At 62.2% G+C, this 12572-nt stretch carries 10 protein-coding genes; 7 read left to right on the plus strand and 3 right to left on the minus strand.

The genetic code is table 11. The features are described 5' to 3' along the window. Window positions 1–9: 9 nt before the first annotated feature. Window positions 10–225, minus strand: coding sequence for a hypothetical protein (locus tag HNQ60_RS11830; RefSeq protein ID WP_184332002.1), 216 nt, complete (start codon window positions 223–225; stop codon window positions 10–12). A gap of 3 nt (window positions 226–228) precedes the next feature. Continuing rightward, on the minus strand, window positions 229–1110 hold the full coding sequence (locus HNQ60_RS11835) for a sugar phosphate isomerase/epimerase family protein (protein WP_184332003.1): 882 nt from the start codon (window positions 1108–1110) through the stop codon (window positions 229–231). A 158-nt stretch (window positions 1111–1268) separates the two neighbouring features. Here HNQ60_RS11835 and HNQ60_RS11840 point away from each other — a divergent pair, with 158 nt between their 5' ends. The 5 genes from HNQ60_RS11840 to HNQ60_RS11860 are packed head-to-tail and all read left to right on the plus strand — an operon-like array spanning window position 1269 to window position 8234. Then, the gene (locus tag HNQ60_RS11840) at window positions 1269–2741 is read left to right on the plus strand and encodes an aldehyde dehydrogenase (protein WP_184332004.1); all 1473 of its coding nucleotides are present in this window, start codon (window positions 1269–1271) and stop codon (window positions 2739–2741) included. A 19-nt stretch (window positions 2742–2760) separates the two neighbouring features. Continuing rightward, window positions 2761–3963 (plus strand): CaiB/BaiF CoA transferase family protein, encoded by a 1203-nt coding sequence (locus tag HNQ60_RS11845; protein ID WP_184332006.1) that lies wholly within the window; start codon window positions 2761–2763, stop codon window positions 3961–3963. Beyond that, a complete protein-coding gene (locus tag HNQ60_RS11850) occupies window positions 3960–4790 on the plus strand; it encodes a citryl-CoA lyase (protein ID WP_184332008.1) in 831 nt (276 codons plus the stop codon). Before HNQ60_RS11845 ends, HNQ60_RS11850 begins: the two co-directional genes overlap by 4 nt. A gap of 13 nt (window positions 4791–4803) precedes the next feature. Next, complete coding sequence (locus tag HNQ60_RS11855) at window positions 4804–6561, plus strand: thiamine pyrophosphate-binding protein (RefSeq protein WP_184332010.1); 1758 nt, start codon at window positions 4804–4806, stop codon at window positions 6559–6561. An 11-nt stretch (window positions 6562–6572) separates the two neighbouring features. Continuing rightward, entirely contained in the window at window positions 6573–8234 is a 1662-nt protein-coding gene (locus tag HNQ60_RS11860; RefSeq protein ID WP_184332012.1) for a carboxylesterase/lipase family protein, read from the plus strand. 7 nt (window positions 8235–8241) lie between these two features. Here HNQ60_RS11860 and HNQ60_RS11865 read toward each other — a convergent pair whose 3' ends face one another. Next, complete coding sequence (locus HNQ60_RS11865; RefSeq protein WP_407676442.1) at window positions 8242–9588, minus strand: MFS transporter; 1347 nt, start codon at window positions 9586–9588, stop codon at window positions 8242–8244. A 236-nt stretch (window positions 9589–9824) separates the two neighbouring features. Here HNQ60_RS11865 and HNQ60_RS11870 point away from each other — a divergent pair, with 236 nt between their 5' ends. Further along, the gene (locus HNQ60_RS11870) at window positions 9825–10499 is read left to right on the plus strand and encodes a TetR/AcrR family transcriptional regulator (protein ID WP_184332014.1); all 675 of its coding nucleotides are present in this window, start codon (window positions 9825–9827) and stop codon (window positions 10497–10499) included. Between the two features lie 112 nt (window positions 10500–10611). After that, complete coding sequence (locus tag HNQ60_RS11875; protein ID WP_184332017.1) at window positions 10612–12483, plus strand: bifunctional sugar phosphate isomerase/epimerase/4-hydroxyphenylpyruvate dioxygenase family protein; 1872 nt, start codon at window positions 10612–10614, stop codon at window positions 12481–12483. Window positions 12484–12572: the final 89 nt, after the last annotated feature.

The following is a 12572-nucleotide window of genomic DNA, read 5'->3' on the forward strand; positions in this document are numbered from 1 at the left end:
CCCGCTGCTCTAGGTGGCCTGCCTGGTCCGCATCAGCGAAATCCCATGCATCGCTGCCTTGTTGCGGACCGCTGCGACCGATCGGCGCAGGCTCGCTGCAATCTCTTGCAACTCGACTCCACTTTCCGCCAGCTCTCGCAGGCGACGCACTTCTTCCATCGACCACAGTTTGAGTGCCTGCCGTGTCGTCTCGACGCGCGGCAGAACGAATCGGGAAGGTCGCATCGGTCAGTGATGTGAGGATCGGGACGAGGGACTGCCGGCGGCCGGTGCCTGCAGCCCGGGTATCGACGCCGGATGATGAAGCTCGCGAATGAACTTGCGCGCGGTCACGAGGGCGAGACGTGCACATTCCTGGGCCCCGATAACACGGGCGAGGGCGGTTCTGGGAATTTCCACCGAGTAGGGGAGTTCGGGTGGAAGCGCGCCCAGAATCCCCGACAAGTCGAGGCCGCCTTCGCCCAGAAACAATCGATCGTTGCGCGCTGCGTGGATCAACCCGTCCACGGATTCCGGCGACTGTCTCGGCGCATCGCAGACCTGCGCATACCGGAACCACTCGCGCGGTAGCTCGGCGAGCTGGGCAACGCTGCACCGTGATCTCGAGAAGTGCAGGGTGTCGATCAGAAGTCCTGCGTTCGGGCGCTGAGCTGCGCCCACGATGCGTGACGCGCGATCCAGGTCCGGCGTCTCTGTCCAGGTGACGAACTCGAGACCGATGCTCAATCCTCGCGGTCGCGCCGCGTCGCACAGTTGACCGAGGTGATCCGCCGCCCGAGAAATCTCGACGTCGGCGGCTTGCGCAATGATGTGTCGCGCGCCGAGATCGGCGCTGATGTCGAGCAGGGCATCGAAAGCCGCGACGTCAAAATCCGGAGTCAGGCGGATGAGCTCGACGTCCAGTACTCGAACGCCGCTGTCCTCGAGTCGCTTCTTCGTCTTGCGCAGAAGACTGCGATCGCTTGCCAGCGCGAACACCGGTTCCGCGTCGACGACTGGCTGCAGCCGGAGCCCTACGTAGTCGTATCCGGCGTGCCATGCGACCGTAATCATCTCCGGCGGCGCAAGACCGAAGACGGACAGATATGCCAGAGAGAACTCGTGATGCATTGCGGGGAATTTTCTCGCGGCCCTTCGATTCGATGAACCAGATGGTACATATGGATGGACTAGTTCGTCCATAACCGGCTACTCTTCGCGGACGATTCCGGCGTGGGGGCGCCCGTCATGCCGGCGGGCGAGTGCGCGGATTACGTTCAGCAGGCCACATGAAGCAATACGACCACTACATCGACGGGCGAACCGCGCAGCCATCGAGCGGCGCGTACTTTCCGACGGACAACCCGTATACAGGCGAAGCCTGGGCAGAAGTGGCGCGAGGCAACAGTGAGGATGTGAATGAAGCCGTCAGCGCGGCGAAACGAGCCTTCAGCGAAGGGGCCTGGGGGCGTCTGACTGCGAGCCAGCGCGGTGCATTGATGCGTAGGCTTGCAGACCTGATTGTCGAGCACGCTCCGCGGCTTGCGCAGATCGAGCAGCGCGATAACGGCAAGCTCGTCGCCGAGGTAAACGCGCAGGTGAAGTACATGGCGGAGTACTTCCATTACTACGCTGGTCTCGCCGACAAAGTGGAAAGCCACGTCATCCCGACCGACAAGGCGGGCGTGTTTGCGTATACACGCTACGAGCCGAAGGGTGTGGTTGCGATCATCACACCCTGGAACTCGCCGCTGACGCTGACGAGCTGGAAGCTTGCACCGGCGCTGGCTGCCGGCTGTACGGTCGTGATCAAGCCGTCCGAGTTCACTTCGTGCGCGATTCTGGAGTTCGCGGAGTTGTTCAAGCTCGCGGGCTTCCCGGATGGCGTCGTCAACGTCGTCACTGGATTCGGTGAGGAAGTCGGCAGTCCGCTCGTCAACCACGGCGCCGTGGCGCACATCGGCTTCACGGGAGGCGAAGCCGCGGGCATTCGTGTCTACGAACAGGCCGCCCGCGGTCTCAAGACCGTCACTCTCGAGCTCGGTGGCAAATCGCCCAACATCATCTTCGACGACGCGGATCTCGATCAGGCAATCAAGGGCGTCGTTTCGGGAATCTTTGCAGCGACAGGACAAAGTTGTCAGGCGGGCTCCCGACTACTCATCCAGCGGTCGGTTCACGATGCATTCGTCGCGCGGCTCATAGAGTTCGTAAGGACGATCAAGCTCGGCGACCCCACGCAGCCCGACACCCAGATGGGCCCAGTCGCAACGCGGCCGCAGTTCGAAAAGGTCCTCAAGTACATCGAGATCGCGAAAGCCGAAGGCGCGACATGCGCGTTCGGAGGCAAGCCTCGCTCGGATCTAGGTGGCGGACAGTTCGTCGAACCGACGATCTTCACCAACGTCGACAACCGGATGCGCATCGCGCAGGAAGAAGTCTTCGGTCCGGTGCTCAGTGTCATTCCCTTCGAGAACGAGCAGGATGCCATTCGTATCGGCAATGACGTCCTGTACGGCCTCGCGGCAGCGGTCTGGACGCGCGATCTGCAGCGCGCCCTGCTGATGAGCGAGAAGCTGAAGGCCGGCACCGTCTGGATCAACAACTATCGCGCCACCAGCTTCACTTCGCCGTTCGGCGGCATGAAGCGTTCGGGCATCGGACGCGAATCCGGTATCGACGCCATCCGCGAGTATCTCGACACGAAGTGTGTCTGGATGTCCGCCGGGCTCGATGTCGCCAATCCCTTCATCCGTCGCTGAGCGAAGGAGAGATCGTTCCATGGCAGCTGTCCTTGCCGGCATCCGCGTCATCGACATTACGAATGTGCTCGCGGGTCCGTTCTGCTCGTATCAACTGGCGCTCTCGGGCGCTGAAGTAATCAAGGTCGAAGTGCCCGGTTCCGGCGACCTCGCGCGCCAGCTTGGATCAGATGCCGATCTCAGTCGTCGTTTGATGGGCGCATCGTTCCTCGCGCAGAACGGCGGCAAGAAGTCCCTTACCGTGAATCTCAAGGAGGAGGGTGGCAAGGAGATCTTCCGCCGGCTCGTGAAGAGCGCTGACGTGGTCGTCGAGAACTTCCGCCCGGGTGTGATGGATCGTCTCGGTGTCGGCTACAAAGCGCTGTCGGCGTTTCACCCGAAGCTTGTGTACTGCGCGATCAGCGGTTTCGGCCAGGACGGACCGATGAGCGACGCTCCTGCGTACGACCAGATCGTGCAGGGCATGTCCGGTGCGATGAGCATCACCGGTGACTCCGCGACGGCGCCCTTGCGTGCCGGATACCCGGTGAGCGACAGCGTCGGCGGCATCACCGCTGCGTTCGCAATCTCGAGCGCACTCGTGGGCCGGGAGCGCACAGGCGAAGGCCGCTTCATCGACGTATCGATGCTCGATTCCACGATCGCCGCAATGGGCTGGGTCGTCTCGAACTACCTGATCGCCGGCAAGCATCCGGAGCCGATGGGGAACGAGAACTTCACCGCGGCCCCTTCCGGAACGTTCAGAACAGGCAATGGATTGCTGAACATCGCCGCCAACACGGAAGAGCAGTTCGTGGCGCTCGCGAAGCTGATCGAGCGTCCCGACCTGCTGCGCGATCAGCGATTCCTGACGCGCGAGCTGCGGTTGCGAAATCGCGAGATGCTTACGCTGCAGATCGAGAAGGAGCTGAGCCAGCAATCGGCGAAGTATTGGGAGGACCAGCTCAATCGCGTGAACGTTCCGGCCGGCCGGGTGCTCAGCGTCCCGCAGGCGCTCGACCTGCCGCAGATCCGGCATCGAAAGATGGTTCAAAAGGTTTCTGATGTTCCGGGCCTGCCCAAGGACATCTCTGTCGTGCAGGGCGGCTATCGGTACTCCAATGCGCCACTGCCGGAGGACCTGCGCCCGCCGGCGCTCGGCCAGCACACCGACGAGATTCTCAAAGGTCTGGGCTACAGCGATGCCGAGATCCAGGCCTTTCATGCGAGGAGCGAAGTATGAGCGACGCGCAGTCGCTGCTCGACAGCGCGAAAGCTTGGTGGTCGACGGACATCATCGACATCCATCCCGGCAAGATCGGCATACGCGGCTATCCCATCCAGGACCTCATTGGGAAGCTGACGTTCCCGCAGATGATCTGGCTGATGGTCCGGGGCGATGTGCCTTCGAAGCAGCAGGCGCAGTTGCTGGAAGCAGCGCTGGTTGCTTCAGTGGATCACGGACCGCATGCGCCTTCGATCGCGATCGCGCGCATGGCGGTGACTTGCGGGGTTGATCTCAACAACGCGATGGCATCCGGGATCAATGTTCTCGGCGACATTCACGGCGGACCCGGCCAGCAGTGCATGGAGCTCTACGAGCAGATTGCCGCCGCTCACGATGGGACGAGGGAGCTAGCTGACGTGGCGGACGACGTGCTGGGCGGCTTCATTGGCGCGCACGGGAAGATCGTGCCGGGCTTCGGTCATCGGTTTCATCCCATCGATCCTCGCGTCGAACCGCTCCTTGGACTGGTCGCGAATGCGGCTTCCCAACAGGTCGTGTCAGGGCACTACGCAGCGATTGGCCGCGCGGTGGAAGCGGCCTTGCGACGCCGCACCAACAAGCCGATCCCGATGAACATCGATGGTGTGACCGCGGTGATCTTCTGCGAGCTCGGCTTTCCGCCGCCGATGGGACGCGGACTGTTCATCCTGTCGCGCTCGGTAGGAATTCTCGCGCACGCCTGGGAAGAGATGCAGAACCAGCATCGCATCAAGGGACCGATGCCGAAGGAAATTCCATACACGTACACCGGTCCGCGGGATCGCAAGCTGTCGGATCAATAGTCAGGGGTCAGCCATGAAAGAGTTCGTCGCCCATCTGCTCGTGAAGTACCTCGAGGATCGAGGTGTGGAGCACATCTTCGGTCTTTGCGGACACACGAACATCGCGGTGCTCGCCGCGCTGGAGAAGAGCTCCATCAAGTTCGTGAACACCCGGCACGAGCAGATCGCGGCTCATGCGGCGGACGGTTATGCGCGCGCACGGAAGAAGACCGGTGTCGTGCTGAGCCATCTCGGGCCGGGGCTGACGAATGCAGCGACCGGCGTGGCGAACGCCGCGCTCGATTCGGTCCCGATGGTCGTGATCGCAGGGGATGTGCCGAGTCACTACTACGGTAAGCATCCGCACCAGGAAGTGAACCTGCATGCCGATGCATCGCAGTTCGAGATCTACCGACCCTTCGTCAAGCGCGCGTGGCGAGTCGATCGGCCGGACCTGTTTCCGGAGATCATCGACAAGGCGTTTCATCTGGCGGAGAGCGGCCGGCCCGGGCCGGTGCTCGTATCGGTCCCGATGGATATCTTCTCGGCACAGATCGATCCGCGGCTCTTCGACCGGGTGAAGGTCAATGCGCAGAGCTATCAGAAGCCGTCCATCGACGATGCGACGGCACGCAAGATCGTTGCGCTGCTCACCAGCGCGAAGAAGCCGCTGCTCTACGTCGGCGGCGGCATCCTGCTGGCGGACGCGGCGAAGGAACTGCGCGACTTTGTGGACCACCTCGGCATCCCGGTTGCCCATTCGCTGATGGGGAAGGGCGCGCTCCCGGACGATCATCCGCTGACGCTGGGAATGACCGGCTTCTGGGGTACTCAGTACATCAACGACTCCTGTCGCGGCGCCGACTACATCCTCGCCTTGGGAACACGCTTCTGCGAAGCCGACTGCAGCTCCTGGGAGGGCGTGTACACGTTCAACATGCCGCCGACGAAGCTGATCCACATCGACATCGATCCGGCGGAGATCGGGCGCAACTATCCCGTCGAGCTGGGTGTGATCGCGGATCTGAAGCAGGCACTGTCCGTGCTCAATCGCGTTGCGCGCGCGATGCTGCCTCAGCCGCGTTGCGACGAACGTCTGGTCAACGAGATCGCGGAGTACCGTCGCACGTTCAAGGCGGGCAATGTCGCGGCGGAATCAAGCACTCAGTTCCCGATGCGACCGGAGCGCATCCTCGCGGATGTTCGTGCGGTTCTGCCGCGCGATGCCCTTATCACGACCGATGTTGGCTGGAACAAGAACGGTGTCGGCCAGCAGTTTCCGATCTATGAACCGGGATCGATTCTCACTCCCGGCGGATTCGCGACAATGGGATTCGGCGCGCCAGCGGCACTGGGCGCGAAGATAGCTTGTCCGGATCGCGTAGTCGTTTCACTCGTCGGTGATGGCGGCTTTGGTCAGAACCCGTCGGTGCTGGCGACGGCAGCCGAGCAGGGAACTGCCGTCGTCTGGGTGATCATGAACAATCTTGCGTTCGGCACGATCGCCGGACTGGAGAAGGCTCACTACGGTACGACGTTCGGCACGGTGTTCCAGAAGGACGGCAAGCCGTATTCGCCCAACTTCGCCGCAGTTGCGCAGGCATATGGAGTCGATTCCATTCGCATCGAATCGGCCGCGCAGTTCAAGCCTGCACTCGAGAATGCCGTGCGGTCCGGCAAGCCCTACGTCCTCGATGTGATCATGGAGAACGCGCCGGTGCCGACGACGGGACACTGGAACATCATGGATATCTACTCGCCGGGTCAGAAGCGTACGCACGTGACGGTCTGAGAATAAAAGCAATGAAATCCTGCACGCGACTCGTCTTCTCGTTCCTGGTCGGCTGTGTGTCAATGCTCGCGATGGGGGCTCTCGCACAGATCGTGGAGACGCCGATTCCGGGTGATCCAGTTGCCATCGACAGCGGTGGGATCTCCGGCAAGAAGCTGGCGTCCGGTGTGCGTGCCTACTTCGGCGTGCCGTTCGCGGCACCGCCGACAGGAGATCTGCGTTGGCGCGAACCGCAGCCTGTGACGCCGTGGAAAGGAACGTACAACGCGGATCGTTTCGCTCCGGAGTGCATCCAGATCCTGCGGCCGCACAACATCAACCACTACTTCGGTGAGGAAGCGACGAGCGAGAACTGTCTCTATCTCAATATCTGGGCGCCCGAGAACGCGAATGCAGAGGCGAGTCTGCCGGTCGTGCTGTGGCTCTACGGCGGCGGCTTGTCGATTGGCTCCGCGAGCATGGCGAACTACTCGGGTGAGAATCTCGCGAAGAAGGGCGTCGTCTATATCAGCGCCGGCTATCGGGTGGGAGCCTTCGGATTCATGGCTCATCCCGAACTCACTGCGCAGTCGCCGCATCGCGCTTCCGGCAACTATGGTTACCTCGATCAGGTGGCTGCGTTGCAATGGATTCAGCGCAATGTTCGCCAGTTCGGTGGTGATCCCGGTCGCGTCACGATCATGGGCCAGTCGGCCGGCGCGGGTTCCGTGTTCAGCCTGCAGGCATCGCCGCTTGCAAAGGGGTTGTTTCACCGCGCCATAGGAATGAGCGGAGGTGGGTTGCGTGTCGGATCAGACCCCGTCACTCAAACAGAAGCAGAGAAGTCGGGACTCGAGTTGCAGCAAGCTCTCAAGGTGGCTTCGCTCGCCGATCTGCGTAATGTCCCTGCGGATCGCATTCTCGCCGCACAAGCAGAGTTCCAGCTCGGAGGAACCGCCGGCACGGTGCGATTCCGTCCGAATCTGGACGCGCACTTCATGCCACGAACGCCGCGGGAAATTTTCGCCAATGGCGATCAGAGCGATGTGCCGCTCCTGCTCGGCTTCACGCGCGACGAAAGCTCCAATGAGCTGCGAACCGCTCGCAGCGCTGACGAATTCCGGGCGGCCGCCCAAAAGTACTTTGGTGACCGCAGTCCGGAGTTCCTGCGCCTGTATCCGGTGCATGACGATCTGCCGGCGCTGGGTGCACAAGCCGCCCGTGACGGCGGCATGGCGACGTCCATCCGGTCATGGGCCCTGGGGCAGCAGGCCCGTGGCAGGGCTCCCGTCTACATATATATGTATGCCCATCCGCACTCCTACGCCCCGGGAGCCCGGTTCGCCGACCTGAACCCTGGAACCGCCGGCGCCTATCACTCGAGCGAGATTCCCTTTTTCCTGTTGACGCAGGATGTCTACAACCGGATCCGGGAGACTAGGGCCTGGACGGAATACGACAGGATGCTGGCACAGAGGATGTCGGATGCGATCGTGGCGTTCGCTGCGACGGGCAGTCCGGATACGAAGGAGCTGCGACTGCCGCGCTTTGACGCACGACGTGAGCAGCTGACGGAGTTCGGCAACCCGGTGCGCACCATCGCGTTCGACAAGGCACGAATGGATTTCTTCTCGACCGTCAACGCGCCCGGCGCAGTCGGTCCCTCGGCAACACCACGCAGTCCACGAGACTGATTCGCGATCAGTCTTCGTGCACTTCGACGCGGCGCACTTCACCAACGATGAAGATGTAGGAGAGTGCACCGATCGCTGCGATGACACCGATGTAGGCGAGGGCACCGAAGAAAGAACCGGTCGAGCCAACGATGACTCCGATGACGATCGGCGTCACGATCCCGGCGAGGTTCGCGCAGAGATTGAAGACGCCGCCCGTCAACCCGATGAGATTCTTGGGCGCGACGTCGGTGATGAGCGTCCAGCCCAGATTGACCATGCCCTGTCCGAAGAACGCGACCGACAGGATCGCGATGACTACGTCGTTGCTGTCGACGAAGTTGGCGCCCACGATGGTGGAAGCGAGCAGCAGGCCGGTGAGGATCGGCAGCTTGCGTCCGAGCGTCGCCGAGCCCGTCTTCTTGATGATCATGTCCGAGATCCAGCCGCCGCTCAGTACGCCGATCGACGCAGCGATGAAGGGGAGCACGGCGTAGAAGCCGACTTTGAGAAACTCCATCTGCCGCTCGGTAGCGAGGTAAGTGGGGAACCAGGTGAGGAAGAACACCAGCGTGGAGTTGCCGGCGAACTGGCCGATCGATGCGCCGAGGATCTGACGATGCCGGAGCAGCTTGCCGATGTTGCGCCAGGCGAAGGGTGTGGCGGGTCCCTTGTATCCGAGTCCGCCGCCCGCCTCGATGTAATCGAGCTCCGCTTGATTGACGCTCTTGCTCTCATGCGGTTCGCGATACAGCCGCAGCCAGATGCCGGCGAACACGATGCCCGCGAGTCCGGCAATGATGAACAGTGCGCGCCATCCCATCGTCTGCACGACGAAGAACAGCACGGGGCTCAGGAACGCGAGGCCGAAGTACTGGCCAATCGAGTACACGCCAGTGGCTCGTGCGCGCTCCTGCTGCGGAAACCACGTGCTGAGAATGCGGCTGTTCGAGGGGAAGCAGGGCGCTTCCGCGACGCCGAGGCCCAGGCGGAACGTGAGCAGTGACGCGAGACCGGCCGCGAAGCCCTGGAGCAACGTAAACAGCGACCAGATGGAAACCGACCAGAAGTAGGCGAGGCGGGCGCCTACCCTGTCGAGGAATGCGCCGCCGGGAATCTGCGCTGCGGCATAGGTCCAGGAGAACGCCGAGAACACGATTCCCATCACGACCGCGTCCAGCCCGAGTTCCTGGGTCATGGAAGGGGCGGCGACACCGAGAACGGCCCGGTCCAGGTAGTTGAGCATCGTGCCGACGCTGATCAGGGCCAGAACGGTCAAGCGGGCCCTGGTCCGCCTGGCTGTCTGTGCGACCGGAGTGGCCGCTACCGATGCTGCATTCTCCATCCATCCCCCGGAAACGATCTTCGATGTCATGGCGGCCGGCAGTGCCGGTGCGATTCACTATGTACTAACTAGTACATGAGTGTCAATTTCACGCCCGGTTGCGTACCGGCTTTCTTCACTTGGGACCCGGAATCATTCCGCTCGCGCACGCAGTGGGGCGCAGGTGATACCGGGTGTTCCGGTGTGATATTTTTTGCGCTGCGTCTGACCCGCCAGGGGCTGGGTTGGCCCAAGGCTGGCTTAGCCAGCGGACTGGAGAACGTTCGATGCTGAAGAAAACGACGAAGAAGACGACCGAAGAAGAGTCGTCGACGCCGCGCGATGCGGATCGCTCGATGCAGGACATTCTCGCGATCGCGACCGAGGAGTTCGCCGTCAACGGTCTGAGCGGCGCGCGCGTGGATCAGATCGCGGAACGCACCCGCACGTCCAAGCGGATGATCTACTACTATTTCAACGGCAAGGAAGGCCTGTATCAGGCCGTGCTCGAGAAGGCTTACATGGACATCCGCTCCCTCGAGGAGCGGTCCAAGCTGCTGGACATGGAACCGCTGGCCGCGATGCGCAAGCTGATCGAGCTCACATTCGACTACGACGAGACGCATCCGCAGTTCATCAGCCTGGTGAGCGTCGAGAACATCCACCAGGGCAAGCACATGAAGAACGTCCAGGCGATCAAGGACGTCAATGCCAGCGTCATCCGGACGCTGAGCACGATTCTCGAGCGCGGACGCAAGGAAGGCGTATTCCGGGCTGATCTGGATCCCGTCGACGTGCACCTGCTGATCAGCGCGTTCTGTTTCTTCCGGGTCTCGAACCGCCACACGTTCGGGGCCATCTTCGATCGCGACCTGTCCGATCCGAAGCTGCGCAAGCGGCACAAGAAGCTCATCACCGAAACCATCGAGCGCATGCTCGAAGTCAGGCCGAAGAAAGCCTGACTTCCCGTGTCGGCCATCCGGAGGATGGCGCGGCTCCCGTTCCGCGGGTACAGTATGTACGAACTAGTGCGCACGCACTGCCGCGACGCTGGGCGACATTCGGAGGGGCACGGTGTTCACATCCATTGCGACGGTCTCCATCAGCGGCAGCCTGGACACGAAGCTGCGCGCCATCGCCGAAGCCGGATTCGACGGCGTGGAAATCTTCGAGAACGATCTGCTCACCTATGACGGGGGCGATGCGAGAGACGTCGGCCGTCTGCTGCGAGAGCTCGGACTGACCTGCACTGCGTTTCAGCCGTTCAGGGATTTCGAAGGCATGCCGGAGCCGCTGCGGGCGAGGGTCTTCGATCGCATCGAGCGCAAGTTCGATGTGATGGAAGAGCTTGGCGCAAACCTGCTCCTCGTGTGCTCCAACGTTTCGCCGTCATCCTCGGGAGAGCGGGCGAGGATCATCGAGGACTTCCAGGAATTGGGAACACGGGCCGCAGCGCGCGGACTGCGCGTCGGCTATGAAGCGCTGTCCTGGGGACGTCATGTGTTCGATCATCGCGATGCGTGGTCGATCGTCCGCGACACGCAGCACCCCGCGATCGGCCTGATCCTCGACAGCTTTCATTCCCTGGCGCGCAAGGTACCGATCGAAAGCCTGCCGGATATCGATCCGGCGAAGGTCTTCCTTGTCCAGCTCGCGGATGCACCCCTGCTCGAGATGGACCTGCTCTCATGGAGCCGTCACTTTCGCAGTCTTCCCGGGCAGGGCGACCTGCCGATCGTTCCGTACGTGTCGGCACTGCGCTCACGCGGATTCGACGGCATCTGGTCGCTGGAGATCTTCAACGACCGATTCCGTGCAAGCCCGGCCACGACAACCGCTGTCGATGGCATGCGATCGCTGCGGCTCCTCGAGGATCAGGTCGTCCGCCGGCTGACACCGAACAAGCCGGCACCGTTGCCGCCGCGAGTTCAATGTCGCGGGTTCGAGTTCGTCGAGTTCGCGGCCAACGAAGAGGAAGTCGAGCCGTTGGGGCGCATGTTCGCCGCGCTGGGATTCTCACAGGTCGGGAGGCATCGCTCGAAGGATGTGACGCGCTGGAACCAGCACGGCATCAACTTCGTCATCAACAGCGAACCTGAAAGCTTCGCGCGAGCTTACGACAGCGTGCATGGCGCATCGGTCTGCGCACTCGGTGTCAGTGTCGAGAATGTCGATGCAGCCATGCAGCGCGCGCAGTCGCTGCAGATCGGGAGCTTCACGCAACCTGTAGGTCCGGGTGAGATGCAGATCCCATCCGTACGTGGTGTCGGCGGCAGTCTCGTCTACTTCATGCAAGCAGGGAACGAGCGCAATGTCTGGGAGCACGAGTTCGTCGCGCTGCCTGTGAAGGAGCCACGCGACGCCGGTCTGCTGCGGGTCGACTATGTTGCCCAGACCATGCAGTACGAAGAAATGCTGTCGTGGTTGCTGTACTACCTGTCGCTCTTCGACGTGGCGAAGACCCCGCAGATCGAAATCGCTGATCCTCTGGGGCTCGTCTACAGCCAGGCCGTCGAATCGCCCGATCGCGCGTTCCGCATGACGCTGGCCAGTTCAGCGGCAGCGCAGACACTGTCGTCGCGATTCCTGCAGGGATTCATGGGGGCAGGTGTGCAGCACATTGCCCTGGAGACGAGCGACATCGTCGCCGCCGCACGGCGACTGCGCGAATACGGGCTCGAGATCCTGCCCATTCCGCCGAACTACTACGAGGATCTCCAGGCTCGCTTCGGCCTCGAGCCGGCACTCGCTGATCAGCTCGCCGAATTCAACATCCTCTACGACAGGGATGGGGAAGGGGAATTCTTCCAGCTCTACTCGCGGGCATTCGCCAAGCGCTTCTTCTTCGAGATCGTCGAGCGCCGCAGCTATCGCGCCTACGGCCTGGCAAATGCACCCATTCGACTCGCTGCGCAATCGCGCTACCGGACCGATCGCGCCGTCTAGAAAGTATGCAGGGCTTGCAATCCTCCCGCGGTCGCATGCACTATGTACGAACTAGTACAAACATAGCTGCCGACGTATCGACCAGCGAT

Origin of the sequence: Povalibacter uvarum (assembly GCF_014202975.1) — a bacterium.
In the GTDB taxonomy this organism is placed as follows: Bacteria; Pseudomonadota; Gammaproteobacteria; order Steroidobacterales; family Steroidobacteraceae; genus Steroidobacter; species Steroidobacter uvarum.

Coding starts and splice junctions, on each gene's coding strand:
- HNQ60_RS11830 (WP_184332002.1), bottom strand. CDS start 225: ATGCGACCTTCCCGATTCGTTCTGCCGCGCGTCGAGACGACACGGCAG.
- HNQ60_RS11835 (WP_184332003.1), bottom strand. CDS start 1,110: ATGCATCACGAGTTCTCTCTGGCATATCTGTCCGTCTTCGGTCTTGCG.
- HNQ60_RS11840 (WP_184332004.1), top strand. CDS start 1,269: ATGAAGCAATACGACCACTACATCGACGGGCGAACCGCGCAGCCATCG.
- HNQ60_RS11845 (WP_184332006.1), top strand. CDS start 2,761: ATGGCAGCTGTCCTTGCCGGCATCCGCGTCATCGACATTACGAATGTG.
- HNQ60_RS11850 (WP_184332008.1), top strand. CDS start 3,960: ATGAGCGACGCGCAGTCGCTGCTCGACAGCGCGAAAGCTTGGTGGTCG.
- HNQ60_RS11855 (WP_184332010.1), top strand. CDS start 4,804: ATGAAAGAGTTCGTCGCCCATCTGCTCGTGAAGTACCTCGAGGATCGA.
- HNQ60_RS11860 (WP_184332012.1), top strand. CDS start 6,573: ATGAAATCCTGCACGCGACTCGTCTTCTCGTTCCTGGTCGGCTGTGTG.
- HNQ60_RS11865 (WP_407676442.1), bottom strand. CDS start 9,588: ATGACATCGAAGATCGTTTCCGGGGGATGGATGGAGAATGCAGCATCG.
- HNQ60_RS11870 (WP_184332014.1), top strand. CDS start 9,825: ATGCTGAAGAAAACGACGAAGAAGACGACCGAAGAAGAGTCGTCGACG.